The sequence below is a fragment of the Emticicia sp. SJ17W-69 genome (assembly GCF_051209875.1).
In the GTDB taxonomy this organism is placed as follows: domain Bacteria; phylum Bacteroidota; class Bacteroidia; order Cytophagales; family Spirosomataceae; genus Emticicia.
Map to the genome: position 1 here is coordinate 4,965,106 of NZ_JBNTQY010000001.1, position 26,720 is coordinate 4,991,825.

At 34.5% G+C, this 26,720-nt stretch carries 27 protein-coding genes, 1 tRNA gene and 1 pseudogene; 16 read left to right on the plus strand and 13 right to left on the minus strand.

Translation table 11 applies throughout. The annotated features are described in order from the left end of the window. Window positions 1–46 precede the first annotated feature (46 nt). Window positions 47–658 carry a TetR/AcrR family transcriptional regulator gene (locus ACQUQZ_RS20315; protein ID WP_435356920.1) on the minus strand — a complete coding sequence of 204 codons (612 nt, stop codon included), beginning with the start codon at window positions 656–658 and terminating at the stop codon, window positions 47–49. Between the two features lie 462 nt (window positions 659–1,120). Between ACQUQZ_RS20315 and ACQUQZ_RS20320 the strand changes: the two genes are divergently transcribed. Continuing rightward, window positions 1,121–2,173, plus strand: a complete 1,053-nt coding sequence (locus ACQUQZ_RS20320; protein ID WP_435356921.1) for a quinone-dependent dihydroorotate dehydrogenase — start codon at window positions 1,121–1,123, stop codon at window positions 2,171–2,173. A 163-nt stretch (window positions 2,174–2,336) separates the two neighbouring features. Continuing rightward, on the plus strand, window positions 2,337–2,867 hold the full coding sequence (locus tag ACQUQZ_RS20325; protein WP_435356922.1) for a YceI family protein: 531 nt from the start codon (window positions 2,337–2,339) through the stop codon (window positions 2,865–2,867). A 70-nt stretch (window positions 2,868–2,937) separates the two neighbouring features. Here the strand turns inward: ACQUQZ_RS20325 and ACQUQZ_RS20330 are convergent, their stop codons facing one another. Then, a complete protein-coding gene (locus tag ACQUQZ_RS20330) occupies window positions 2,938–3,726 on the minus strand; it encodes an SDR family oxidoreductase (protein WP_435356923.1) in 789 nt (262 codons plus the stop codon). Window positions 3,727–3,841: 115 nt separating this feature from the next. Here ACQUQZ_RS20330 and ACQUQZ_RS20335 point away from each other — a divergent pair, with 115 nt between their 5' ends. Together ACQUQZ_RS20335 and ACQUQZ_RS20340 are read left to right on the plus strand one after the other, a co-directional pair. After that, the gene (locus ACQUQZ_RS20335; RefSeq protein ID WP_435356924.1) at window positions 3,842–4,762 is read left to right on the plus strand and encodes a glycosyltransferase family 2 protein; all 921 of its coding nucleotides are present in this window, start codon (window positions 3,842–3,844) and stop codon (window positions 4,760–4,762) included. Then, entirely contained in the window at window positions 4,762–5,463 is a 702-nt protein-coding gene (locus ACQUQZ_RS20340) for a GNAT family N-acetyltransferase (RefSeq protein ID WP_435356925.1), read from the plus strand. Before ACQUQZ_RS20335 ends, ACQUQZ_RS20340 begins: the two co-directional genes overlap by 1 nt. A 54-nt stretch (window positions 5,464–5,517) precedes the next feature. On the opposite strand, the gene nusG is transcribed toward ACQUQZ_RS20340, so the two are convergent. From nusG to ACQUQZ_RS20375, 7 genes are all read right to left on the minus strand, one after another. Continuing rightward, entirely contained in the window at window positions 5,518–6,072 is a 555-nt protein-coding gene (gene nusG, locus ACQUQZ_RS20345) for a transcription termination/antitermination protein NusG (protein ID WP_435356926.1), read from the minus strand. A 19-nt stretch (window positions 6,073–6,091) separates the two neighbouring features. Beyond that, the gene (gene secE, locus ACQUQZ_RS20350; RefSeq protein ID WP_188765738.1) at window positions 6,092–6,274 is read right to left on the minus strand and encodes a preprotein translocase subunit SecE; all 183 of its coding nucleotides are present in this window, start codon (window positions 6,272–6,274) and stop codon (window positions 6,092–6,094) included. A 21-nt stretch (window positions 6,275–6,295) separates the two neighbouring features. Next, window positions 6,296–6,366: transfer RNA gene (locus tag ACQUQZ_RS20355), tRNA-Trp, on the minus strand. Between the two features lie 204 nt (window positions 6,367–6,570). After that, window positions 6,571–7,890 carry a tyrosine--tRNA ligase gene (gene tyrS / locus ACQUQZ_RS20360; protein ID WP_435356927.1) on the minus strand — a complete coding sequence of 440 codons (1,320 nt, stop codon included), beginning with the start codon at window positions 7,888–7,890 and terminating at the stop codon, window positions 6,571–6,573. Between the two features lie 149 nt (window positions 7,891–8,039). Next, window positions 8,040–8,705, minus strand: coding sequence for a porin family protein (locus ACQUQZ_RS20365; protein WP_435356928.1), 666 nt, complete (start codon window positions 8,703–8,705; stop codon window positions 8,040–8,042). A gap of 111 nt (window positions 8,706–8,816) precedes the next feature. Further along, entirely contained in the window at window positions 8,817–10,028 is a 1,212-nt protein-coding gene (locus ACQUQZ_RS20370) for an S-adenosylmethionine:tRNA ribosyltransferase-isomerase (protein ID WP_435356930.1), read from the minus strand. A 36-nt stretch (window positions 10,029–10,064) separates the two neighbouring features. Continuing rightward, window positions 10,065–10,574, minus strand: a complete 510-nt coding sequence (locus ACQUQZ_RS20375) for a hypothetical protein (RefSeq protein WP_435356931.1) — start codon at window positions 10,572–10,574, stop codon at window positions 10,065–10,067. 234 nt (window positions 10,575–10,808) lie between these two features. Here ACQUQZ_RS20375 and ACQUQZ_RS20380 point away from each other — a divergent pair, with 234 nt between their 5' ends. The 3 genes from ACQUQZ_RS20380 to ACQUQZ_RS20390 are packed head-to-tail and all read left to right on the plus strand — an operon-like array spanning window position 10,809 to window position 15,032. Beyond that, window positions 10,809–11,987 (plus strand): hypothetical protein, encoded by a 1,179-nt coding sequence (locus tag ACQUQZ_RS20380; RefSeq protein WP_435356932.1) that lies wholly within the window; start codon window positions 10,809–10,811, stop codon window positions 11,985–11,987. Continuing rightward, window positions 11,971–14,412, plus strand: a complete 2,442-nt coding sequence (locus ACQUQZ_RS20385) for a hypothetical protein (protein WP_435356933.1) — start codon at window positions 11,971–11,973, stop codon at window positions 14,410–14,412. The genes ACQUQZ_RS20380 and ACQUQZ_RS20385 overlap by 17 nt, the downstream gene beginning before the upstream one ends. A 59-nt stretch (window positions 14,413–14,471) precedes the next feature. Further along, window positions 14,472–15,032, plus strand: a complete 561-nt coding sequence (locus ACQUQZ_RS20390; protein ID WP_435356934.1) for a cob(I)yrinic acid a,c-diamide adenosyltransferase — start codon at window positions 14,472–14,474, stop codon at window positions 15,030–15,032. 90 nt (window positions 15,033–15,122) lie between these two features. Here ACQUQZ_RS20390 and ACQUQZ_RS20395 read toward each other — a convergent pair whose 3' ends face one another. After that, window positions 15,123–15,638: a hypothetical protein gene (locus tag ACQUQZ_RS20395; RefSeq protein WP_435356935.1), complete on the minus strand. Its 516-nt coding sequence runs from the start codon at window positions 15,636–15,638 to the stop codon at window positions 15,123–15,125. 154 nt (window positions 15,639–15,792) lie between these two features. On the opposite strand from ACQUQZ_RS20395, the gene purH reads away from it, so the two are divergent. The 6 genes and pseudogenes from purH (at window position 15,793) to ACQUQZ_RS20425 (ending at window position 19,560) form a co-directional block, all read left to right on the plus strand. Further along, on the plus strand, window positions 15,793–17,313 hold the full coding sequence (gene purH / locus ACQUQZ_RS20400) for a bifunctional phosphoribosylaminoimidazolecarboxamide formyltransferase/IMP cyclohydrolase (RefSeq protein ID WP_435356936.1): 1,521 nt from the start codon (window positions 15,793–15,795) through the stop codon (window positions 17,311–17,313). Between the two features lie 133 nt (window positions 17,314–17,446). Beyond that, a pseudogene (locus tag ACQUQZ_RS20405) lies at window positions 17,447–17,524 on the plus strand (transposase-like zinc-binding domain-containing protein); the annotation flags it as partial. Window positions 17,525–17,527: 3 nt separating this feature from the next. Then, window positions 17,528–17,656 carry a hypothetical protein gene (locus ACQUQZ_RS20410; RefSeq protein WP_435357682.1) on the plus strand — a complete coding sequence of 43 codons (129 nt, stop codon included), beginning with the start codon at window positions 17,528–17,530 and terminating at the stop codon, window positions 17,654–17,656. Continuing rightward, window positions 17,643–18,173, plus strand: a complete 531-nt coding sequence (locus tag ACQUQZ_RS20415) for an IS1 family transposase (protein WP_435356937.1) — start codon at window positions 17,643–17,645, stop codon at window positions 18,171–18,173. The genes ACQUQZ_RS20410 and ACQUQZ_RS20415 overlap by 14 nt, the downstream gene beginning before the upstream one ends. Window positions 18,174–18,283: 110 nt before the next feature. Beyond that, window positions 18,284–18,787: a hypothetical protein gene (locus ACQUQZ_RS20420; RefSeq protein ID WP_435356938.1), complete on the plus strand. Its 504-nt coding sequence runs from the start codon at window positions 18,284–18,286 to the stop codon at window positions 18,785–18,787. A 2-nt stretch (window positions 18,788–18,789) separates the two neighbouring features. After that, window positions 18,790–19,560, plus strand: a complete 771-nt coding sequence (locus ACQUQZ_RS20425; RefSeq protein WP_435356939.1) for a DUF1828 domain-containing protein — start codon at window positions 18,790–18,792, stop codon at window positions 19,558–19,560. Window positions 19,561–19,643: 83 nt separating this feature from the next. Here the strand turns inward: ACQUQZ_RS20425 and ACQUQZ_RS20430 are convergent, their stop codons facing one another. From ACQUQZ_RS20430 to deoC, 3 genes are all read right to left on the minus strand, one after another. After that, the gene (locus ACQUQZ_RS20430) at window positions 19,644–20,789 is read right to left on the minus strand and encodes a Gfo/Idh/MocA family protein (protein WP_435356940.1); all 1,146 of its coding nucleotides are present in this window, start codon (window positions 20,787–20,789) and stop codon (window positions 19,644–19,646) included. A 70-nt stretch (window positions 20,790–20,859) separates the two neighbouring features. Beyond that, entirely contained in the window at window positions 20,860–21,570 is a 711-nt protein-coding gene (locus ACQUQZ_RS20435; RefSeq protein ID WP_435356941.1) for a GntR family transcriptional regulator, read from the minus strand. A 366-nt stretch (window positions 21,571–21,936) separates the two neighbouring features. Continuing rightward, on the minus strand, window positions 21,937–22,689 hold the full coding sequence (gene deoC / locus ACQUQZ_RS20440; RefSeq protein WP_435356942.1) for a deoxyribose-phosphate aldolase: 753 nt from the start codon (window positions 22,687–22,689) through the stop codon (window positions 21,937–21,939). Between the two features lie 263 nt (window positions 22,690–22,952). On the opposite strand from deoC, the gene ACQUQZ_RS20445 reads away from it, so the two are divergent. Genes ACQUQZ_RS20445 through ACQUQZ_RS20455 form a run of 3 tightly spaced genes read left to right on the plus strand, consistent with a single transcriptional unit; the run spans window position 22,953 to window position 26,713 of the window. Next, the gene (locus ACQUQZ_RS20445; RefSeq protein WP_435356943.1) at window positions 22,953–24,608 is read left to right on the plus strand and encodes an amino acid permease; all 1,656 of its coding nucleotides are present in this window, start codon (window positions 22,953–22,955) and stop codon (window positions 24,606–24,608) included. A 12-nt stretch (window positions 24,609–24,620) separates the two neighbouring features. Continuing rightward, on the plus strand, window positions 24,621–25,226 hold the full coding sequence (locus ACQUQZ_RS20450) for a Uma2 family endonuclease (protein WP_435356944.1): 606 nt from the start codon (window positions 24,621–24,623) through the stop codon (window positions 25,224–25,226). 41 nt (window positions 25,227–25,267) lie between these two features. After that, window positions 25,268–26,713 carry an APC family permease gene (locus ACQUQZ_RS20455; protein ID WP_435356945.1) on the plus strand — a complete coding sequence of 482 codons (1,446 nt, stop codon included), beginning with the start codon at window positions 25,268–25,270 and terminating at the stop codon, window positions 26,711–26,713. Window positions 26,714–26,720 lie beyond the last annotated feature (7 nt).

The window sequence follows — 26,720 nt, forward strand, 5'->3', positions numbered from 1 at the left end:
TGTTGTTAAAATTAAGACTGTGGTATTAAAATGTGTGATGGTTTTTTTAGACTTGAGTCTTGTCGATATATTTTTGATAAATTTCCAAGCCTTTATCTGTTATAATTCCTCTTAAAAAATGGTCAATAAAAGTTTTGTGGACATCATACTGGTTAAACTTTTCTAGGGGAAAAACACTTTGGTCGAAAGCAAAATCAATTTCTTCCATTCGAAGCTTTGACAAAATATCTATATTGATTTCTCTTCTATAAAGTCCTTGTTCTACCCCTTCTTTCAAATTTCTTTTAGTGATTTCTAAAAAAACAGTTTGCTTATGTTGTTGAAACAATTGCCAAGTTTTAGGATAATACTTTTTTAAATCATAAATTACCACTGGATTTAAAGCGGCTGCATGGGTCTTGAGCATTTCAATTTCTCTACAAACTTCATCAATCGGATTGGCTGCTTTTTCGTAAATTTCTTCGCATTCCACTTGCTCACATATCATTCGCTGCGTAGCCACTTCATGCACAATACTATCTTTATCTTCAAAATGTAGGTAAATTGTTTTTTTTGAAATTCCGAGTTCGGAGGCGATTTCGTCCATTGTTACACTACGAATGCCAAATTTCATAAAAAGTTCTTCAGCAGCTTTGAGTATTCGTTCCCTTACTTCCATTTCCGTTCTTTAAGTAATTTGATTCTATCATATTTTTAGAGTTTTATAATGTTAGAAACTATGGAAACTTTTAAAAGGTTCAAAGTTTTTATAATTTTTTTTAGATATGCCTTTTGATAATACAAAAGTGATAAAATGAGTGATAAAATTAAAAATAATTCTGATGAAGTAAAGAAATTGAGGTATGAATGGGAAAAAGTGCCATTTGAAATCATTTTATGCAATTCCAACATTATTTTAAATCATTAAATACCAAATTCGTATATAGAAATAGTTTGATATTTTTTTGTACTTTTTTAATATACAAGATTTTATTCTAATCTTAAAAGTAAATTTTCAAGGAAAAGTTATCGTAAAATTGTATTTTTGTAAACCATTCTATTCGTTCTGCTTTGCTGCAATATTCCAACATTTATTAATTTTACAACAAACATAATCTGTCTTTTTAGACAAGCACTTTTGATGAGTTTTTATAAAAAATATATATTCCCGTTCCTCACTCGCTACGATGCCGAGAAGATTCACTATGTGGTAATGAATGTACTTAAAACTGCTTGTAGCATTCCATTTGTTCCAAGTATTCTAAGGCTGTTTTTTGAAAAAGAAGATACTCGTTTGGTGCGAAAAGTATTTGGGCTACGCTTCAAAAATCCCGTAGGTTTAGCGGCAGGTTTTGATAAAAATGGTGTATGGACTGATGAACTTGCCAATCTAGGCTTTGGCTTTATTGAAATCGGTACAGTTACACCAAAACCACAGTTGGGTAATGAAAAACCTCGCTTGTTTAGATTAAAACCTGACCAAGCTCTCATCAACCGCATGGGTTTCAATAATGAAGGCTCACTCGAAGCGGCCAATCAGCTACGGAAAAGAAAATCAAAAATTATTATCGGAGGAAATATCGGTAAAAACAAAACTACCGAAAACGATGACGCGGTTTATGATTATTTAAAAGCATTCAATGATCTTTATCCCTACGTCGATTACTTTGTAGTAAATGTTAGTTCGCCCAACACACCTGGCTTACGTGATTTACAAGAAAAGGAACCTTTGAAATATATCTTAAAAGTCTTGGAAAGAGACAATGGAAGAAAATCAAAGCCGAAGCCAATTCTTCTGAAAATTGCCCCTGATTTAACCAACGAACAATTGGATGACGTAATTGAAATCATCAAAGAAACTCGAACAGCGGGTGTAATTGCCACCAACACAACCATTAGTAGAGCAGGGTTAGAAACTGATAGTCAGACAGTTGCTCAAATCGGAGCAGGCGGTTTAAGTGGAAAACCTCTCACCAATCGCTCAACTGAAGTAATCCGATATTTGTCTGAAAAATCGAATAAAGCATTTCCAATCATTGGTGTAGGAGGAATCTATACAGCCCAAGACGCTATTGAAAAACTCAATGCAGGTGCATCTCTCGTACAAGTATATTCTGGATTTATTTATGAAGGTCCTACCATTGTAAAAGAAATTTGTAAAGGAATTTTAGAACAAACCAAAAAAGATAAATAGTTTACTATCAATATATTACAGCCAAAAAGTATCATTCATTAAACAGAGTGATACTTTTTTTTGTTATTAGTGAAACTTTTTAATATCGTTTTTTGTATTAAATGTATATACATATAATGTAAATACATTACTTAAAAATCTTAAAACTTTAAATAAAAAAACAATGGCTATCTGGACAATTGACCCAACGCACTCAGAAGTGCAATTCAAAGTAAAACATTTAATGATCTCTACTGTAACAGGTACTTTCGGTACTTATGAAGGTGGCATCGAAACAGCAAACGATGAAGATTTTGCTGGTGCAAGTGTAAATTTTTCGGCTGATATTAATAGTATTTCAACAGGACAAGAGCAAAGAGATGGACATTTAAAATCAGGTGATTTTTTTGATGCTGAAAAATTCCCAAAACTCACTTTTGCTTCTACTTCAATGGTGAAAAAAGATGAAGATTCTTATACTTTAGAGGGAAATTTAACAATCAAAGATGTAACAAAACCAGTTACATTAAAAGTTGAATTTGGTGGTATCATGGGTGATTTCTACGGAAACACAAAAGCTGGCTTTGATATTTCAGGAAAAATCAATCGTCAAGATTTTGGTCTTACTTGGAGTGCCGTTACTGAGGCTGGTGGTGTAGTAGTAAGTGATGAAGTGAAATTAGTATTTAATATTCAAGTGGCAAAACAAGCGTAATTTTTTAAGGTGAAAAACGCAAAAAGATCTTTGGTTAATACCAAAGATCTTTTTTTATTATAAGAAAGTCCTACAAACTGCTCGTCTTTCCTCCATCTACTGGAATACTTACACCATTGACAGAAGCTGCCGCTGGAGAACACAAAAAAGCAATAACAGCTGCCGTTTCTTGTGGCGTTGTAAATCTTCCAATTGGAATATCCTTTATTAATTCTTGCTCAACTTCTTCAATTGGCTTGTTGGTCAAGGTGGCACGCATTTCATTTACTTTTTGTAAACGTCCTGTAGTGGTATAGCCTGGCAAAACATTATTCGTAGTAATACCAAATTTACCCAATTCGTTGGCCATTGATTTTGCCCAACTGCCCATTGCTCCACGAATTGTATTAGATACTCCCAAACCTACAATTGGTTGCTTCATCCCAATTGATGTGATGTTAATAATTCTTCCAAATCCAGCTTCTTTCATACTTGGTGTCACTGATTGTGTCAATATTTGAGCAACCACGATGTGTTCATTAAATGCCTGAATAAACTGCTCTGGATTTGCATCAATTACTGGGCCGCCTGCAGGGCCGCCAGTATTATTTACTAAAATGTGTACTTTAGGGTATTTGGCCAAATACCTTTCTATTTTAGGCCTTACTTGATTGGTTTTTGCAAAATCAATTACTAAATAACGGTGTTTTTGGCTTTTTTTTCGAGGCAGTTCATCTAAAACCTCTTGAAGCTTTTCTTCGTTTCTTGCCAAAAGTGTTACATTTGCTCCTAAAAGAGCCAATTCTATTGCAGCAGCTTTACCAATTCCTTGTGTGCTGCCGCAAACCAATGCTGTTTTTCCTGTTAAATCGAGATTCATGGCTTTTGATTTTTTTTACAAAGTTACATTTTTATTAGACGATTTAAAAAAATCATCGTGTAATGATTTGGCATAATGCGTATAAGTAGCGAATATTGTAAGAAAAAACTTATTCATGTATCTATCCGTTGTTTCGCCAGTATATAGGGCAGAAGAAATTGTTGAACAATTAGTTTCCGAAATTCACCAAGCGGTTAGTAAAATAACCGATGCTTACGAAATTGTTTTAGTGGAAGATGGAAGCCCCGACCAATCATGGAAAGCAATCCAAACAGTATGTCAACAGGATAAAAAAGTAAAAGGGGTAAAACTCAGTCGAAACTTTGGCCAACACGCAGCCATCACTGCTGGTTTGGAAATTGCTCAGGGTGAATGGATAGTTGTGATGGACTGCGACCTTCAAGACCGCCCAGATGAAATTCCTCATCTACTTGCTAAAGCACAATCAGGTTATGAATTAGTTTTTGCTCAAAGGCAAGTTCGGCAAGATGGTTTTTTCAAAAAACTTTCTTCTAAATTATTTTATAAAGTTTTTAGCTATTTGACAGACACCGTGCAAGATAGTAGTGTTGCTAACTTTGGAATTTACCATCGAAAAGTAATTGATGCGGTTATAAGTTTAGGAGATAACATTCGTTTTTTTCCAACAATGACACAATGGGTAGGTTTTAAAAAAGCCTATTTACCTGTCAAGCATGATGAGCGAGTTTCAGGAAAAACATCTTATTCTTGGAAAAAACTCATTGAATTAGCTTTCAATAATATCATTTCGTTTTCTGACAAACCTCTTCGCCTCACCGTCCGTTTGGGCTTATTGATGTCTCTCTTTTCGGTTTTATTAGGTATGGGTTATTTGTATCTTTATTTTACTGACCAAATTAAACAATTAGGATTTGCGAGTATTATTATTTCCATCACTTTTTTTTCAGGATTGATTATTTTTATTTTGGGTATTATTGGCATTTATTTAGGCAAAACCTTCGAGCAAGTAAAAGAACGTCCTACACACATTATTGACCAAAAACTTAATTTTTGATGGTAGATTTAATTTGGGATAGTCAGTTTTTTGGTAAAAAAATTGGCAAAATAGCTGTTTTTGAAAAAAACGAAGGTTTTTTAGAAGCTAGCTTAGCAAGAGCTTATACTGAAAAATATGAACTGATTTACGTTTTTACCGAAAAAAACATTGAAGTTTCTGATGAAATTCTTCAAAAATTTCACGGAAAATTGGTTGATAGAAAAGTTACTTATACAGCAAAAATCGCTCAATTACAGACAAAAAACAGAAATCATATTGAAGAGTTTTTACAAGAAAAAGCTTCGCAAGAACTCTATGACTTAGCATATCTCAGTGGTAGTCATTCTAGATTTAAATTAGATAATGGTTTTGGTATTGAAAACTTCAAACGTCTTTATAGAGAATGGGTTAATAAATCGGTAAGTCATGCCATTGCTCGTAAGGTTTTTGTTTATTCTAACAAAAAAATAGGTGGAATGGTGACGCTAAATGTTAAAGAAGAAACTGCTACCATTGGACTTATTGCAGTTGATGAAACTTTACAAGGACAAGGCATTGGTGCATCATTGATTGATGCTTGTGTAGAATTTTGTAAAAATGAAAAAATACAAACGCTCGATGTTCCAACACAAATGGATAACCTGCAAGCTTGCAGATTTTATGAAAAGTATGGCTTTGAAATAAAAGAAATTAATAATATTTATCATTTTTGGCAATAAAAAAGCCTCTTTACTTAAAATAAAGAGGCTTTTTTAATATTTTTGAGTTAAATGTTACATTTTTTCAACCTGCATATACCCCAATTCAACTGGAGTACTACGGCCAAATATTTTCACACTTACACTTAGTTTTTTCTTATCTTCATTGATTTCTTCAACTGCTCCTTCAAAACCACTGAATGGACCATCAATTACTTTCACATTTTCACCTTTAGTGAATATCAATGATGATGAAATATTATCACCAATGATTACTTCGTCTTGAACACCTAAAATACGATTAATTTCTGACTGACGAAGTGGCTCTGGTGTCATGGAAGTACCATTGTTACGACCTAAGAAACCAATTACACCTGGCATACTTTTAATTAAGTGAAGTACTTCACCATTATTAAGGTCGGCATTGACAATGATATAGCCTGGAAAAAAGTTTTTTTCACGGACACGTTTCTTGCCATTGCGAACTTCGGTGATTTTTTCGGTAGGAATTAAAATTGTTGGTATTAATTCGTCTAATTTGCGTCGAGCTGCCTCGTTTTCGATATAGGTTTTAATCTTTTTTTCCTGACCAGAAACCGCTCGCACAACATACCAATTTATCTCGCTCATGGTAGCAAATTTAGGATTTTTAGATTGATTGGTAGAATAAACGAAGACCGTTTTCGATTAAAAAATCAATTACACCCACCACTAAGGCGAAAATAAGTGATGCTACCAATACAAGTGTTGCACTTGATTGTAGCTCGCTCCATTTGGGCCATGTTACCTCTTTGGTTACTTCCTCCCAAGAGTTTTTGAAAAATTCTTGCATAATTTCTTTTTTATAAAATTGCACGGGCACTAAGATTCGAACTCAGATCAAAGGTTTTGGAGACCCGTATGCTACCATTGCACCATGCCCGTTTTTTGTTCCAATTTTTATTTTGGACTGCAAAGATAAGTATATTTTTTTTGTTCACAAATTACTAAGACGAAAAATCTACCAAAAAAGAATTAGGAATTAAGAATTAGGAATTAAGAATCAGGGATTAATGTTTACAAATACTTGAAAATCAATTATTTACGACAAATACACACTATTCTTAATTCCTAATTCTTAATTCTTAATTAATTCAATATTTTTACAATATGATTCTTTTTGCCTTTTCCGACCAATAAATATTTTCCTTGAAGCAAGGTCAATTCGCTAATTGGCAGCTTTTCATCAGTAATTTTTACTTTATTGATGCTTACTGCATTGCCTTGCATCGCACGACGAGCTTCACCTTTTGAAGCATAAACTTCATTATTAGTGACCGTCGAAATCAAATCCAAAACATTTGGACATGAGCTCCATGCTTCTTGAGAAACTTCTGTTTGTGGCACACCATCAAAAATGCTGGTGAAGGTTTTTTCATCTAAACTTTGAAGCGTTTCGAGTGTACCTTTTCCAAACAATATTTCTGATGCTTTTACCGCCAAATCATACTGGTCTTCGCCATGCACACGAATCGTCACATCTTTTGCTAATGCTTTTTGGGCGAGTCTTAAATGCGGTGCTTCGGCGTGTTGACTTTCGATAGCTTCGATTTCCGTTTTTGATAAAAGTGTAAAAACTCTCAATAAACGAGGAGTATCGGCATCTGTTTGATTCAACCAAAATTGGTAAAACTGATAAGGCGAAGTAAAATCTGGGTCAAGCCAAACATTTCCCGACTCTGATTTACCAAATTTTGTACCATCTGACTTCGTAACTAAAGGAGTTGTAAGTGCATAGGCTTGGTAGGTTACATTTTCCTCGTCACTTTCACCAATCATTGCCGCCTCTTTTCTACGAATCAATTCAGTGCCAGTGGTGATATTTCCCCATTGGTCAGAACCTCCCATTTGTAGTCGAACATTTTTATTTTTGTACAACCAATAAAAATCGTAGCCTTGTAATAATTGGTACGAAAATTCGGTAAATGAAATACCTGTCGTCAAACGATTTTTTACTGAATCTTTCGACATCATGTAATTGACAGTCAAGTATTTACCTACTTCACGCAAGAACTCCAAAAAACCAATTTCTTTGAACCAATCATAATTATTGACGATTTCGGCCGAGTTTTCGCCACAGTCAAAATCCAAAAACTTGGCTAATTGCTTACGAATGCCATCTTGGTTTTCTCTCAAAATTTCTTCTGACAAAAACTGACGTTCGGCTGCTTTTCCCGAAGGGTCGCCCACCATTCCAGTAGCTCCGCCTACCAAAGCAAAAGGCTTATGACCTGCCAATTGGAAGTGCTTTAGCAACATTATCGTAGCTAAGTTACCAATATGCAGTGATTTTGCCGTTGGGTCGAAACCGATATACCCAGCGGTCATTTCTTTATTGAGTTGCTCTTCTGTGCCAGGCATGGCATCTTGCAACATTCCTCTCCAACGTAATTCTTTTATGAAATTCATATAATTAGTCAACGGTCAATAGACGATAGTCCACTGACATTTTCAGTGCTTTTATTTACAATTATGCCACGCTTTTATGGGGCGTGGCATGAAATATTTTGCAAAAATAATAATTACTCATTGACGATTTGAAAAATCGCTCCACAAAATTATTTTTTCTTCTTTTTATCTCCATGCTTTTTGTACCAGCGATAATAGTCACTAAAATTCATACTTGCTGAAACTTGGAGGGTGCGATTTTGGAAATTAAAAGGGACTACTGTTTTATCTGCCAGTGTATAAGTTTTGTTGGTTGTGTTGGTGAGGCCATGCACATAACGAATATTTAAGCTGAATAAATGAGCCGCATCAAGCATATCAATTCTAATGCCACCCATGATACTCAAATCTGTATTGACATCAGGGCCACGTTTGGTGCCAGTATTGAGCGAATAACCATATTCAGGCCCTGCTACCAAATGTACATTTTTCACTACTTCATAACCCAAAAGAAACGCTCCAGTAAGATACTGATAATTGTTTCTTAAGATGGTATTCCCAGTTTCAGTAAAGTTAGCAGAAGTTGACTTTAAAGTTCCACCTTTTGCTTGAAAATATAACTCAGGTTGTAGGCTAATCTTTTTAAGATTCCAACGATAAAATAAACCAATATTGATATTATTTTTAAGTTTGGGAATAATCGTTGAACGGTTGTTAATGATAGCAATTTTTGAATCACTGATGCCTACTTTGAAGCCATATTGTGTGTTAGGTCGAACTTGAGCAAAACTGATAATGCTTACTAAAACTAAGATTGTGGTTAATATTTTTTTCATTGAAAATCTATATAAATAATGCAAAATGGATAATGTTTAGTCAAAGATTTTACTTTGGGCGAAATAAAATTTCGTCCTACATTGTAATAGAACGAAAATTAAAACACAAAATTACGGAATCAGAAGCGAAGAATCACCATAACTTAGGAAACGAAAATTATTATTTAATGCATAATCATAAATTTTTTGCCAATTTTCACCCACCAAGGCCGCTACAAGCAAGATTAAGGTTGAGTCTGGTTGATGAAAATTTGTGATAATTCCTTTACAAATATTGAATTGATAACCTGGAAAAATGAAAATCTCGGTTTCGCCAATAATTTGAGAAAGATTTCTTTCGGTCATAAAATTTAGAATTGCCTTGAGCGATTCTTGGGCGGTAAATGTTTCCGCTCGGTTATAAGGAAATAATTTTTCAATAAAAAATTCCTCCTCTCCCATCAATAATTTTACCCCAAACCAGTACAAGCTTTCAAGCGAACGCATAGAAGTTGTGCCGACAGGAATAACAAAGTCGATATTTTGTAAAAGATTGATTATGAACGATTTATCAAATACAATTTGCTCACAGTGCATTTTATGCTCAACCACATTTTGTACTTTTATAGGCTGAAAAGTACCCGCTCCAACATGTAGCGTCACAAAATCATGCTTAATACCTTTCTTGGCTAAATCTTCAAAAACTTGTTCTGTAAAATGTAATCCTGCTGTCGGTGCTGCTACTGCTCCGTCTTTTTTTGAATAAACGGTTTGGTAGGTTTCGTAGTCTTTTTGTGCAGTTTCTCGCTTGAGATATGGTGGCAATGGAATTTGTCCAAAAAAGTTGACAATTTCAGCAAAAGTGAGCTTATCGTTATTCCATGAAAACTTTACATGATTTTTTTCATGGTCAATTAGCTCAGCAGTTAGCACCACCCCTTCTCCGATAGAAAACGGTGTTACGGTAGCAGTCACTTTTTCTTTGAAACGCTTTTTATTGCCAATCATACACGCCCAAGTACAACTTTCGGTAGTTTCCATTACCTGCGAAACAATATTGCTTGGTGCAATGGGATTTAGCAGAAAAACTTCAATGACCACACCATTTTGTTTCTGAAAAAACAAGCGTGCAGGTATGACCTTCGTATTGTTAAAAACCAAGAAGGTATTTTCTGGAAGATGACTTTTTAGCGTAAAAAACTTCTCTTCCGAAATAACTAAGTCTTTATAAATCAACAACTTTGAAGAATCACGTGGCTCTACAGGAAAACGAGCGATTCGTTCGTCAGGAAGTTGATAATTATATTTTTCTAAGTTTATTTCTACCATTTTTGGAGAATTCATCTTTTACAAGCATTGACAACTGGGAAAATTGTCGTTCTACTGTTCCGTTTTTTCAGGATTTGTATAAAGAATTTTGAAAGGCAAAAAGAAAATCAAAAACATCAATAACACCAAACCAGCAAGCAGTAACCAATTATAGTTTACATCTAATTTCTGACCATCAGTAGCATTAATACGCTTGAGTGCAACCAAAGAAAAGATAATAAAAGTGTTGACAACGGCAATAAAAGCATTGAACCAACCCTCAAGTAAAGCATTGAGCGACTCACGGTTTTTTGCCCAAATACTTGATGGATTCAGCTTAGCAAAATCTACTTTTTGGATTTGTGTTTTGAGCAAATTTAACAAAAAATTAAAACCGATAACCACACCACAAGCCACATAAAAGAAGGTTTGTTTATCAATAAAACCATCTGGATTTCCTTTTTCGTCATGATGCACTGCTGCATTGTCGGGCAAAGTAAAATAGCAGACAACTAAAGTAACAACTAATAGTGGCATTGATATTCTCCGCCAGAAATTAAAATAAACGTTTGAGATAGACATTGAGAATGTAGAATTAAGAATGTAGAATGTAGAATTAAACTTGTACACTTCTACGATTCATCTATTTATTAGTAATGGTTAACACATTTTTAAATGAAAGTGTTTTCTGGTGCAAAGTTAGGTTAGAGATTTGAGAGAATTAGAATTTTATTGAAAAAACTGTTTTTGGATGCATGATTTGTATCTTTGATGCGATATTATCATAGCTTTATTCATCTATATTTTCAAAACAAAATGCCTTTTTTTTCATTGCCGTCTGCTTTAGCTGACGGTAAAAAAAAGATAATTATCTTAAATAGCTTACAGTTTTGGCTAAACCCAACACATGTTAATTCTATTCATCCGTCAGCTAAAGCAGGCGACAATGAAGTTTATATTTCAAAAAAAAAACATTTATTCGTGCGATTATTCTTATTCTTTCTATCAATATTTCTGATTTCCTGCCAAAAAGAAACGCCACCAAAAGAGGTAACAAGAGGAATATATTATTGGAAATCTGTTTATAAATTGAGCTCCGAAGAGCTGCAAATGCTCGACTCTTGTCATATCAAAAAACTTTATATCAAAGCTTATGATTTAGATTGGGATTTTACTAAAAAACAAGCGATTCCTAAAGCAAGTCTTCATTTTGATCAAGCTTTGCCAAAAAATTTAGAGTTAGTACCAACTATCTTTATTACCAACCAAACACTAAAGCAAACAACTGACAATCAAATAGATACACTTGCCTATTTCATCAAGAAACATTTGATTATTGTTTGGAAAGGCATGCCTTTTTCTGAAATTCAATTTGATTGCGATTGGACTATTGCTACACAAAGAAAGTATTTTAAATTACTTACTTCACTACGAAAACATTTTCCAGAAAAGCAGTTATCGGCTACTATTCGTCTGCACCAAATCAAGTTTGCCCATAAGACAGGCATTCCGCCTGTTGATAGAGGTATGTTGATGTTTTATAATATGTCTGATTGGAAAAAACCGCAAATCCAAAATTCTATTTATGACCTTGATGCAGCCTCACAATATTTAGCCACTTTAGAACAATATCCAATGCCGCTTGATGTGGTATTTCCTATTTTCAGATGGTCGGTTTTCTATCGAAACAAACGTTTCTTAACTGTTATCAATAACCTTGACAGTCAAGCACTTAGTAGCAAAAATTTTCTACAAAAAAGTGACAATAGATATACCGTTTTGCTGGATACAACTGCCTTTGGGCTATCGTTGCGAAAAGGTGATTTAATTCGTGCGGAAGAAGTTAATTTTGATGAAATTTTGAAAGGTTCGAAAGCATTAAGTAAAAAAATATCGAACCAAAAACTTACCTTTGCTTTGTATCATTTAGACCCGAATACGCTATCTTTTTATGGCTACGAAAAACTCAATCAAATCTATGCTTCGTTTAAGTAATCGAACCAAATCAGTCATTATTTTACTACTCATCGCTTGTGGGCCTGAGCCATTTGATTATGATGAATTTAAGAGTTTTTTCTCGCCCGAAAGTGCAGCCAATGAAACAAAATTCCATCCATATAATTTCACTACTCAATTTACTTATGATACTGATATTTGGCAAGAAGAGCCTGTCATTGACCCAGCTCAGGCCGAAAATGTGAAAGCATGGGCAAGCTATGCAGGGGTTTCGGAGAAACTCGTCAGTGATGAACTATATATTGCTTATGGCGAAGAAGGACATGGCACTGGATTGAGTGATGCTTTGAAAAAGAAAGGAGAAACAGCCGCATTTGAGTATTTAGCATTATCGAAAGAAATCGAAGCGAATGATATTAGCAATTTTGATGATGCTGCCATTGATACCAATCAGCAAGTGGTAAAGCCTGATTATAGTGTTTTATTAAGCAATATTCAAGCACAATATGCCCAAACCAAAGATATTTTCTTGAAAGAGCGTTTAGCTTATCAAGCTGTGAAAGTAGCGGATATGTCAGGGAATCCTAAACAGAGCATTGATTTTTATAATAAATTGGTCAAACCGATTACTAAAAAAACTTTTATCAGCGACTGGGCTACTTCACGTATGGCGGGTGCTTGTATGCACGCTGGTGATTCTACTAAGGCGATGTATCATTTTTCACAGTTATTTGTCAATGCCCCTACTCGACAGTCTGCTGCTTATTTGAGTTTAAAAAACTTAGCCAAATTCCACGAAGAGGCATTGAATCTTTGTCAAAATGTCAATGAAAAAGCCAACGTTTATGCTGCTACAGCCATTTTGCCTTTCCAAGACGGCTTGCCAATGCTCGAAAAAATGCGAGATTTGGATGAAGAAAATCCTTTATTAGAATTTGTAATGGCACGTGAAATCAATAAAAATGAGAAATATTTTTTTACTGATCGCCAGGAATTAGAATATGCTTTTTGGGGAGTTGATTCTCTAAAAAAGAATAATTGGAAAGCAAATGCTTCTAATTATTTTGAAGAATTATTAGCTTTTTCACTCGAATCTTCTGAAAAAGAAGGTTTAAAAAACTCACCTTTTTGGTTAACTGCTGCTTCATATTTGACCTTTATTGCTAAAGATTATAAAAAAGCCGATGAATTACTACAAAAAGCGAAAGCAATTCCAACTGAACGACAAGGGCTAAAAGACCAAATAGCCATGCAAGAAATGATTTTGACAGTGAGTGAAACGCCAGATGTTACGCCAAAAATGGAGGAAAAAGTTATACCTCTTTTAGAACGTTTTGCTCGTTCGGACAAATTCCGAACGGCCAATAATTTCAATACTGCTTGTAAGATTTTAGCTGCAAAATATCGAGGATTGCCTGGCACTGATGAATTTTCTGAAAATTTAGGTTCAAAAACTACGGTTATCATCTCAACCGAAACAAAATCTTTGGGTTGGTTTGCTGGTTGTTTTGGCAAAAAAGAAAAGTCAGCTAATGATATTTCGCCAGAAAATAAAGCAAAAGCATTTCTGGTTTCGATGCTCACATCGTATCAATTAAATATAAGTGATACCAATGGTGGAGCTTCTTTTATGAGTAATTCTGACCAATATGTCATTGAAGATTCTACTTCTTCAACAACAATTAATGCAGTAATAACCTATTTTTCAAAAAAATCACTTAGCGATTTTGATAAAAGGTTGATAAAAATGACTGGTTTTAATAACGACTATTTATACTTGGTTTTAGGTCGAAGAGCTTTATCCGAACACCATTATGCTGAAGCAAGTGACGCATGGAAGCAGATTTCTCCACAAGTTTGGCAAGAAGAACCTTACAAAACATATTTAGATGTAAATCCGTTTAGTTTAAATGGGCAGGGTGACCGCAATGCAAAAGAAAAGGTTACACCATTGTCATTTGCCACTCGCATGGCCGATTTGGAGATAAAAGTAAAAGCAAATCCTAATGACGCTGAAAGTTGGTTATTGTTGGGGTGTGGTACATATAATATGAGTTATTATGGCAATAGCTGGATTTTACTTCGCCGAAGTTGGAGTAGTTCGGAAACAATTAATGAAAAAAGTGACTACTATACTTACGAAAAAGCCTTATTTTATTTCGACAAAGCCATGAATACAGCAACAACGCCTGAGCAATCGGCAAAAGCTTGTTATTTGGCAGCAGCTTGTCAGAAAATAAAATACGACATCATTTATACCAAACTTTATGATGGTATTTATATGCTTTCTGAGGAAGAGCGTCTTAAAAAAGAAGCTGAAATCAAACAGACTTTGACAACTTTGAGAAAAGATACGTATTCAACTTATTTCAATCTCTTGAAAACAAAGTATGGAAACACCCCTTTTGAAGACCAAGTGATAAAGGAATGTAGTACATACAAGGATTATTTAGCTGGCAAATAGTAAAGAATAGTTGTGGCACACTTTTGAAGTGTTCCACAACTAATTTCAACAAATTTTAAATGAAAATATACACAAAAACAGGAGATACTGGCACAACTTCGCTCGTAGGCGGAACGAGAATTAGCAAAGGTGATTTAAAAATTGAATCGTATGGTACAGTTGATGAATTAAATTCATGGATTGGCTTGGTACGAGATCAAGCTATTAATGAGTCAAGAAAAGAGATTCTAAAAGAAATTCAAGACCGTTTGTTTACGATTGGAGCAGATTTGGCTTCTGAGCCAGAACAAGTTCGGAAGAAAAAATTACCTGACCTTTTGGATGAAGATATTTTGCTTTTGGAAAATGAAATGGACAAAATGGATGCTGAAATTCCACCGTTACGAGCCTTCATTTTACCGGGCGGGCATCAATCAGTTTCATATACTCATATTGCTCGGACTGTCTGCCGTCGTGCCGAGCGTTTAAGTATTAGACTGTCTGCCGAAGAAGAAGTTAATCAACTGATTATCAAATATTTAAATCGACTTTCAGACTATCTTTTTGTCCTTTCACGAAAAATGACGCAGGAATTAGGTAGCGAAGAAGTTGCTTGGAAACCAAGAGTAAACAAGGCATAAAAAAAGTATAAGCCTCCTTTCAGAGACTTACACCATTGTATAGAAACGCTCAGTAGCGAGGAGTTCGGCTCCTCCACTACTTTGCCAAAATTATTCATTTGCTAAAGCCATTTGTGCTTGATTTAGACATTTAATATCAGTGTGTGGAAAATCTAATATTTTGCCAGTTGGCTTGTCTAATTTCCAAGCTTTTACAATTTTGGTCAAATATTTTTGCTGTTCAATTACTGCCAATGCAAACAATGTTGGGTCTTCAACACCTTTCAAACTGCAGCCTTTTACAGAAACACAATGATAAAAATTATTGAATTTCGGAATCTCAACAACCTCTATTACTTTTAATTGAAAATCGTCATTGCTTTTAAGTGAATTTTCAAATCTTGATAAAAAAAGAAAATGCTTATCTGCTTTCTTCATCACAGCTATACCATAATGTAAGTTTATCATAGTGCTGTTGATTTTCGTAATTTCTTTTAATTCTCGATAATCTTTGTACCTTATTCCTACATACTGATTTCTAAAATTTGTACTATTTTGAGATTGTGCAGAAGTCCTATTTGTCCCCAAAAGCATTAGAATGATAAACAGAATAGATATTTTATTCATTTTTTCTAAATTTTCAATGTTTTTGGGTCAATTATGCACTAATCAAGAAAAAGCAGTAAATTTGCACTTTCAAAGTTTTAATGCTATTGCTCAGATATTTGGCACAGCTTAAAAGTAATTTTGTTTATTTCTATCGCAAAAATCATTCCAAAAAATGACTAAGAAAATTCAGTCGGCACTTATTTCGGTTTATTACAAAGACGGTTTAGATAAAATCGTACAATTGCTTCACGAACAAAACGTCCAAATTTTTTCGACAGGTGGTACACAAAAATTTGTTGAAGACTTGGGTATTCCAGTCACAGCAGTTGAAGATTTGACAAGTTACCCTTCGATTTTCGGCGGACGTGTAAAAACCCTTCACCCTAAAATTTTCGGTGGTATTCTTTATCGTAGAGAAAATGAAGGGGATGTACAAACAGCCGCACAGTTTGAAATTCCGTCGATTGATTTAGTTATTGTTGATTTATATCCTTTTGTTGAAACCGTTGCTTCAGGAGCAAGTGACGAAGATATTATTGAAAAAATTGACATTGGAGGCATTTCTTTGATTCGTGGAGCAGCCAAAAATTTCAATGATGTATTGATCGTCTCTTCACGTGAGCAATACGATGATGTTTATGAAATTTTGAAGGAAAAAGGTTGTTCAACCGACCTCGAAGACCGTCGCCGCTATGCAAAAGAAGGCTTTCAGATGAGTTCAAGCTATGATACTGCTATTCATAATTATTTTGCCAATGATGTATATTTATCAACACAAAGCTTTGATTTATTGCCGAAAAAAGTTTTACGTTATGGTGAAAATCCTCACCAAGCGGCAACTTTCTATGGTGATTTAGATGCGATGTTTGAGCAAATTCATGGAAAAGAATTATCTTACAATAATCTCATGGACGTAGAGGCTTGTGTGCGTTTGATGGATGAATTTACTGAAACTTCGTTTGTCATTGTAAAACATAACAACGCTTGTGGTGTAGCCACTGCCCCAACAGCTAAAGAAGCTTATGTTAATGCTTTGGCTTGTGATCCAGTTTCAGCTTTTGGTGGCGTAATCATTACTAATGCTAATGTTGATTTGGCAACTGCCGAAGAATTGCACAAACTTTTCTTTGAAATTTTGATAGCTCCGAGTTTCGACGAAGATGCTTTAGAAATATTGAAAAAGAAAAAAGACCGTCGTTTATTAATCAGAAAACCAGTTGAAGTAAGCAAAAAACAATTCAAAACACTATTGAATGGTGTTTTGGAACAAGATAAAGATAATTCAATTGAAACAGCCGCTGATTTTAAAGTAGCAACTGAAAAATCCCCAAGCGAAAGCGAAATTAAGGCTTTAGAATTTGCCTTGAAGATTTGTAAGCACTTGAAATCTAATAACGTAGTGTTGGCAAAAGACGGCCAGATGTTGGCTTGTGGAGTAGGTCAAACCTCACGTGTAGATGCGTTGAAACAAGCCATCGACAAAGCAAAAACATTTGGTTTCGACCTCAACGGAGCAGCAATGGCTTCAGAAGCTTTCTTCCCATTTGCTGACTGTGTAGAAATTGCTCACCAAGCTGGCATCACCACAGTTGTACAACCTGGTGGCTCTATTCGTGACAAAGAATCAATTGATTATTGCAATGCCAATGGTCTTTCGATGGTCATGACAGGCGTAAGGCATTTCTTGCATTAAGAGAAGTTTTTTGTTAAAAGGAAAGCGAACTATTCTGGAAATGGTTCGCTTTTTTTGTAGATTAATTTATTGGTAATGTGCTGAAATGTATGATGATTTTGAAAAGAAAGACAATGAGGCGTAACTTTGGTAGATGTGTCTAATAAATATCAAAGTAAACTGCCCACATTGCCATTCTGCAAAAGTCGTCAAAAATGGCAAAAAACGAACAGGTATGCAGAATTTTTTATGCAGAGCCTGTGCTAAACAATTTCAATGGGAATATTTTTATCAAGGAGCTAATCCATTGGTAAAAGCTCAAGTAAAAATCGGACCGCCGATGCGGTTCTTTGCTTCATGGTAGTGGTATTAGGGATTGTTACAAAGTCTTTGGTGTAAGCCATCAAACGACCTTGAATCTTATACTTTCTGAAGGGGAAAAGATAAAAATTACTCCTCAAAGAAAGCATTACCAACAAGTCCAAATTGACGAAATGTACTCTTTTGTCGGAAAAAAAAATAAAAAAGTATGGCTATTTTATGCTTATGCTCCCGAAACAAAAGAAATTTTGGCTATAACAATGGGTAAACGGAGTCGAAAGCAATTACAAAGTCTAATGATACAACTTAAAAATCTTCACATAGAAATTGATTTTTATTGTACAGATAAATTTGAAGCTTTCAAAGAAATTTTACCGTATTATAGCCATTTAATTGGCAAAAGGTTTACGAAAAATATTGAGGGTATCAATACTCTTATTCGTTCTAAAATTGCCAGATTACAGCGTCGTACTACTAAATTTTCAAAGAAATTAATAGTTCAATGGTTTTTGATGAAATTATTTATCTTTTATTTCAATCAAATGCCATCATACATTTAATAACATAACCAATTTATTGAAGAAACTTGCCAATAACAACTTTCTTGACAAAATTATTGTTATATTTTTTATTAATTACGTTATTGCATTAAAAAACAATCATCTAAGAAATGACACAATCTGAAATAGATTTGCTTATAACTTGTCCTAAAAATATTATCACAAAACGGTTTTTGCTTCGAAATTTGGATAGGTCTTTGCATGGTGTTTTAGATGCAGAAGCGATAATTGAGGAAAAGAACTTCAAGTTTAAAGTTTTTTTCAGACAAAGTATAAAGTTAGAAGAAAAATTTTCAGTTGGACTAAAATTACTTACTAATGAGGATGAAGATATAAATTTAGTACGATATAATGGCATACATGAGCATACTAATAAACATGGAGATGGAGTTATTTTTAATACTTTTCACAAACATTTTGCGACTGAAAGTGCCATTTTTAAAGGTATTAAGGCAGAACATAATGCTAAACCTGCTAATTACGTTAATTTTAAAGGAGCAGTTGTTAGATTTTTTAAAGAATTAAATTTCCAAAACTATCATCAATTTTTAAAACATTTTGATATAGTTGAAAACGAGAATGAAAATAGTAATCAACTTGATTTTGATTTTTAAAGATGAATAATCTGTCTGAAATAAAGAATATATTACAAAACCAATTTATGGATATGTTTGATTTAAAACAAATCAGACCTTCTATATTTCAAATCGTTTTGCCTTACTATTACTCTGACGGTGACATTTTTGAAATTTTCATTGAGCAAGAAGGTGATATTTTCATTCTTCAAGATTTCGGACTTTCATTAATGAAATTATCTTATGATTCAGATACTGAAAGTGACTATAAAAGGGATTTAATAAAAAAGATTTTAAGGGAAAATCAAGTAGAATTTGATGATGGAAACATATATTTAAACACATCAATTGATTTTTTATTACCTAATCTAATGGTGTTTTTAGATACCATATCAAAAGTATCAGCACTATCATTGCTCAACAAAAAAGTTTCAAGAAATCAATTTTATGAAGTTGTAGAAAAATTCCTTGCTGAACGATTTAGGAATAATGGATTTGAGAGTAAATTTCTACCTGAAAGTGTCCCTTATGTGGAAGATTATCTTGCTCCACACGCAATCATTGTGGAAAACAAAATACCGATTTGTTTATTTCCAATTGCTACAAATGATAGATGTGACCAAGTAACAATCTCTGTTCAGCACTATAAACTGAATGGTTTTAATCCATATTTAATAGGTTTATATGAAAATATGGAAGACATAAGCAGTAAAAAGATTTCAAAAGTAACCAATTTAATGGATAAGCAATTTTCGTTTTTCTTTAAAAATGAAAAGTTTATAACCAACTATCTACAAGATAAATTAAATTAATCAATTTAAATATTATACATATAAAAAACGAGCCATCCATCACTGAATAGCTCGTTTTTTTATGATAAATATTTCAAAAACTATCAAATCTTCACCCAAGCTTGTTTGCGGTGACTTTCGATGATTCTTTCACAAATCAATAACTCACGCAAACCATCGGCGAAGGTTGGGAACGTTGGATTTTCTGGTTGTTTGCCTGCTGCAACTGCTGCATACACTTCTTTAAACAATTGTTTGGAAGTATCAGGAAAACCTTCGTTGTGTCCACCTGGGAAACTGATGAGGCTTTGTGCTTCACGGTAAAACAATGATGGGTCTTTCATCAATTGTTGGTTGGCTCCGTCACGCTTTCCTACCCACATTTCATTAGGTTTTTCTGAACACCACTCAAAATTCGCTTTCGAGCCAGAAATCTCCAAATTCAATCTATTTTTGCGTCCTGCTGCTACTTGGCTAACTGTTACACTTCCTTTATTACCATTATCGAATCTCAACAATACACTTGCATGATCTTCTGTATTAATCGGAACTTCCTGATAATCAGATGGTTCAAGCATTTTTCCTGAATACGTTTCGATTGCTTTTAATGGTTTCAAACGAGTTTTGTGAACTGTACTGAAATCGGCCATTACCTCTACGATTTTCAAACCTGTGATGTATTCAGTTACATCCAAAAGGTGCGAGCCAATATCTGCAATTGCTCTTGAATCGCCCGATTTATCTGGCTCTAAACGCCAGTTATAGTCAGTTTGATAGAAAAGCCAATCTTGCAAATAGCTACCCATGATTGAGTAAATTTCGCCTAAATCGCCTTTTTCACGCATGGTTTTCATCTGACGAACCAATGGATAATATCTCAAATTGAAGTGAACAGCATTAACCAAACCAGTTTCAGCTGCCAATTTCACTAATTCTTCAGCATCTTCTATTTTAGTAGCCAAAGGTTTTTCGCAAACCACGTGTTTACCAGCCAGTAAAACAGCTTTTGATTGTGAATAATGCAAGAAATTTGGTGTACAAACGTGTACACATTCAATATCTTCATCTTTCAACAAATCTTCAAAAATATAGGCACGTTCGATGCCTAAAGCATCAGCTTTTTCTCTGGCTAAACCAATATTCGCTTCGCAAAGTCCTAAAACTTCAATATTTGGCAAGCGACGAAGGGCTTCGATATGTGCAGGTCCGATGAAACCAGTGCCAACGACGGCAACTTTGATTTTTTTCATGGTTGAAGGCAAAAAAGGGTTAATTAATATTAAAAAAAAGAATTTCGTCCCAAAAATAGTAAGAGATTCCTTAGTTAAAACTACTTATGGCAAATTTTTCAGTATTACAGTAAATTGAGCTATATAAATAAAAGCCTTCTTTGGAAGTTTTATATTTACGAAGCAGGTGTAAAACAGGCGATTTTGGCTTTATTTTAAGCAAATTCGCTATTTCTTTATCAGCAGCTACTGCCCTAACCTCTTGCGTCATACTTTGTACATCAATTTGATAACGAATCAACAATGTACGAAAAAGCGAGCCTTCTAATAAGGGTTCACTGGTAAAGTTTGGTAGATTTTCGTTTGGAATATAGGTCTGTTCAACCATCATTGGTAAATCTTCTACCGAACGAAGGCGTTTGATGAAAATAAAATCCTCGTGACTTTCAGCATCTATGAGTGGTTTAAATGCAGCGTCCTCTAATTTTTTAATAACTGGTCCAGCCAAAACGAATGTTTTTCCATGTCTATCACTGGCAATTACTACCTCTGTCCACCCTTTCAATGACAATAAACCTAAAGACTTTCGACTAGCCGACACCGTACTTCCTTTACCATGTTGGCGAGTAATATACCCTTCTTTTACTAATTCATTGAGAGCCTGTCGAACAGTCATGCGGGTAGCATTAAATTCGCCACAAAGGTCATTTTCTGATGGTAAAAGTCCTCCTTCTTCGTATTGTCCCGATGTTATTTTTTCTTTTAAGTTTGCTTGTATTTGACGATAAAGAGGTATTTTCATAAGTAGCTAAGGGTCAATTTTTTGTAATGTACATTACATAACATCATTTATGAAAAAAGGCATTTAGGAATCCCAAATGCCTTTCCAAGACGAAAATACTTTAACCTATGATGAATAAACCCGATGAATCGGGGTACTCAAACTCTTTTGACTTTTTGTAAAGTCGAATATATTTTATACAACTTGTATAGACAACAGAATATTTATATACAAAAGAAATTAAAAATCACTATACAGGCAAATTTTTTAAGCGTTTTTTTTACAATTAATATATTTTATTCTATTTTCAGTCAAAAAAGTATTAGTTTTTCTTAAAAAAAGCAAAGCGATATAATGTCATATTTTTGATACATTTGTATATATTTTTCAGTAACCTACCACTGTATCTTTCACTTCAACAGATCCTAAACCCAAGCGTTTTTTTGCATCTTCTATAATTGTGGCAGTAGCCGTAGCTCCTAAACGAGTCACACCCAAATTCATCACTTTTAATAAACCATCAAGCGTACGCACGCCTCCTGCTGCTTTGATTTGTACTTTTTCGCAGGTATTTTCACGCATGAGTAATAAATCATGTTCGGTTGCTCCTTTATAATTGTAATCGCCATTGGCTTGTTTCACATAGCCATAGCCAGTCGAAGTTTTAATAAATTCTACTTCAAGTGCACTACAAATTTTACAAAGCTTGATTTTATACTCATCTTTTGGTAAAAAATCATTTTCAAAAATTACTTTTAATATCGCTCCATATTTATGACTTTCTTTCAAAATCGCACCGATTTCCTTCTTTATATATCGCCAATCTTCCGATAATACTTTACCAACATTAACCACCATGTCGATTTCCGTAGCTCCATCCTTACAAGCCTGACGAGTTTCTGCAACTTTTTGTTGAATTGTACTACTTCCATGTGGAAAACCAACAACCGTACAAACCGCCACGTCAGAATCTTTGAGCAGTTCGACCGCTTGTTTGACAAAATATGGCTTGATACAGACAGTAGCAACATCATATTTTTTTGCTAATTCACAACCTGCAATCAAATCAGCATCGGTCATTGTGGGATGAAGCAAAGAATGGTCAATCATCTTTGCAATTTGGTAAATAGTGTAGTTCATAATTTTAAAGTAAAATAATTAATTGTTTGATTTTGAAGGATTTTAGCGACAATAACCTTATAGATTAGCAAAGATAATATACACAACTTGTCTATACAAGTTAAGAAACTGATTTTGTAAAACAATTTCTTGAAAAATTGAAATTCTTGCTAAATCATTCTTCATTCAATAAATAATTAGACATCAATCATCGTATTTATAGTTTTTTTCGATAGTTTTGGAAAGTAATCATCAATGCTAAAACCTAAACTTCAAAAACATATATGAGTAATTCACTTTTTCGTAGAAAGGATGTCAACCAAGCTATTAAAGAAACCGAAAACCGAGACGAAGCACATTCGCTGGCTAAAGTACTGGGAGTTAGAGATTTAACCTTACTTGGAATTGCAGCAATTATTGGAGCAGGGATTTTCAGTACGATTGGATTAGCAAGTTTTAATGGGGGGCCAGCCGTTTCACTTTTATTTGTTTTTGTAGCAATTGCCTGTGTTTTTACTGCTTTAAGTTATGCACAATTTGCATCGATGGTTCCTGTGAGTGGAAGTGCTTATACTTATGCTTATGTTTCTTTTGGTGAGATGCTGGCTTGGATTATCGGTTGGGCATTGATTCTCGAATATGCCGTCTCAAATATGGTGGTTGCTATTTCATGGTCAAGTTATTTCACATCCATGCTTGAGGGATTTGGCATACATTTCCCCACTTGGCTTGCCGTTGATTATACCACTGCCAAAGAAGCCTTTGAAAGTGTACAGACTGGAAGTACAGAAATAAATGATGGAACCAAACGCCTTGCACAAGCCTTCCAAGATGCTCCAAGTTTTGGTTTTTTGAAAGTAATCTTCAATCTTCCTGCTGGAATGATTACTGTATTGATCACATCTCTTTGTTATATCGGAATCAAGGAATCACGTAATGCCAGTAATTTTTTGGTAGGTTTAAAACTCCTTGTCATTCTTTTAGTAATTGTTGCGGGTGTATTTTATGTAAAACCTGCCAATTGGTCGCCTTTTGCACCCAATGGTGTTCAGGGAGTTTTGAGTGGCGTAGCGGCTGTTTTCTTTGCATTTATTGGCTTTGATTCTATCTCAACAACTGCCGAAGAAGCCAAAAACCCCCAACGAGATTTGCCTCGTGCGATGCTTTTATGTTTACTTATTTGCACAATTTTATATGTTCTTATTTCATTAGTACTTACAGGGATGGTCAATTATAAAGAATTGAATGTTGCTGACCCATTGGCTTATGTATTTACAAATGTAGGTTTTGATTTTGTTGCAGGAATCATTTCAGTCAGTGCTGTTGTAGCGATTACTAGTGCTTTGTTGGCTTATCAAATTGGGCAGCCTCGTATTTGGATGACCATGAGTCGTGATGGTTTATTAGGCAAAAAATTTGGTGAAATTCACCCAAAATTCAAAACACCAGGCTTTGCTACCATTATTACAGGTATTTTAGTAGCAGTTCCCTCATTGTTTTTCAAGATGAGTTTCTTCGTTGATTTGACAAGTGTGGGTACTTTTTTTGCATTTATTTTGGTTTGTGCAGGAGTACTTTATTTGGATACAAAAGGCATGAGTAAAGACGCTAAATTTAAAATTCCTTATATCAATGCTAAGTATTTATGCGGAATTTTGATGATTGGAGCATTATACTTTACCTATTCACAAGGCGATGTGATGCAACATTTGGAAGAAAAGCCCCTCCTTTTTGTTTTCTGGACAGTTTGGGCTGGACTTTCGGTCATGAGTTTTAAGTATAATTTTTCATTACTCCCTATTTTTGGAATTTTAACGAACCTTTATTTAATGACCGAACTTGGCTGGACAAACTGGCGAATGTTTATCATTTGGATGAGCATTGGTTTGGTAATTTATTTCTCTTATGGATATAGCCACAGCAAACTGGCGAAGAAGTAAAAACAATCGACTATGAATGCATTAGCAAAGAATTCAAAATATAGACTGGGTGGGAAATTAATAAAAAAAATTCCCCAACCTAAGCTACTTACGTACGATGACTACGTAAAGCTTACTCCGCCCGATAGCGGTAATTTTGAATTACTCAATGGTAGAATTTTCTTTATGGCATCACCTACACCTTCACACCAACGTATTAGTCTCCGTTTAAGCTATTTTCTTGTGGGATTCATCATTCCGAATAATCTTGGAGAATTATTTGTAGCTCCTATGGATGTGCTTTTCACGCCACATGATACTTTTCAGCCTGACCTGCTTTTTATTACAAAAGAAAGACTCAATATAATCGGTGAAAATAAAATTGAAGGAACGCCTGATTTGGTTGTAGAGATTCTTTCCCCATCAAATGATACAAATGAGATGAGCTATAAAAAGCACATTTACGGAAGCACAGGTGTGAAAGAATATTGGTTGGTAAATGTAGAAAAACAAACCTTGACACTCTACAAACAGATAGACAATGAGCTTCGCTGGCAGAAAGATATTCAAAAAAACGAAGTACTGCAATCAGAAATTATCACAGGTTTTGAATTAGATTTAAGTAAAATATTTGAATAAATTTTAAATTTTCATTAACAAACCCTAACCCTCTCACTATTTTGGCAAATTTTAAAAAAGAAATCAAACTATACGATGCTGTGATGCTCGTATCGGGTTCGATGATTGGTTCTGGAATTTTTATTGTAAGTGCCGATGTGGCTCGACAAGTAGGCTCTACTGGTTGGCTTTTAGCCTCATGGCTTTTGGCTGGAGTATTGACCATGCTTGGTGCTTTATGCTACGGCGAACTTACTGCCATGTTTCCACAAGCAGGTGGACAATATGTTTTTCTTCAAAAGGCCTATGGCAAACTCACTGGTTTTCTCTACGGATGGTCGTTTTTTGCTGTTATTCAAACAGGAACGATAGCGGCAGTTGCCGTAGCTTTTGCCAAATATTCTGGTGTACTTTTTCCTGAAATTATAAGTGATAAGCACGAATTTTTTAGCCTTGGCGATACAAGTTTTAAACTTACTTCACAGCGTTTGCTCGCTATGGCGAGTATTGTTTTGCTAACTTATGCCAATACAAGAGGCGTAAAAGAAGGTAAAATTATCCAAAATATTTTCAGTACAACCAAGCTCGGTGCTATTGCTATGCTCATCATTTTAGGTTTTATTTTAGGAGCAAATGCTGATGTGATTTCTCAAAATTTTTCAAATATTTTTGATGCCTCAAGCTCTGCCAAAGTTGATGGACAATGGATTGTAACTGGCATTACAGGATTTGGAATTATCTTGGCAATTGGCGTAACGCAAGTTGGTACATTATTCTCAAGTGATGCTTGGAATGGACTGACTTTCGCAGGTGACGAGGTTGTAAATGCTGAAAAAACGATTCCAAGAGGCTTAGCGATAGGTACTATTTTAGTCACATCTTTATACATTTTGATGAATATTGCCTACCTATGCATTTTACCTTTAAAAGGCGACCCAAATGGTGCAGATGTATTGAGTCGAGGTATTCAGTTTGCTTCCGAAGATCGAGTTGCTGCTGCTGCCGCACAAGTCATTGGTGGACAAGGGTTTTCAGTGGTTGTAGCTATTTTGATTATGATTTCTACTTTTGGCTGTAATAATGGCTTGATTTTATCGGGTGCAAGAGTTTATTATACAATGGCAAAAGATGGTTTGTTTTTCAAGAATTTTGGAAAATTAAGCGAAGCTGGTGTACCTAAGAATGCTCTTTGGTGGCAATGTGCTTGGGCTTGTTTTCTTTGTTTGACAGGAAAATATGGTGATTTACTCGACTATTTGATGGGTGTTGTTATATTATTTTATGCGTTTACGATTTATGGAATTTTTATTTTACGCAAAAAAATGCCCGATGCTGTTCGTCCAATCAAAGCTCCAGGTTATCCGATTCTTCCTATGATTTATGTAATTGTAGCCTCAGCAATTGTATTGATTTTAATTAAAGAAAAACCTCAATTTACCTATCCTGGGCTCGGAATTGTAGCTATTGGTATTCCTGTCTATTATTGGTTTAATAGTAAGAAAGAATAAACTCTTA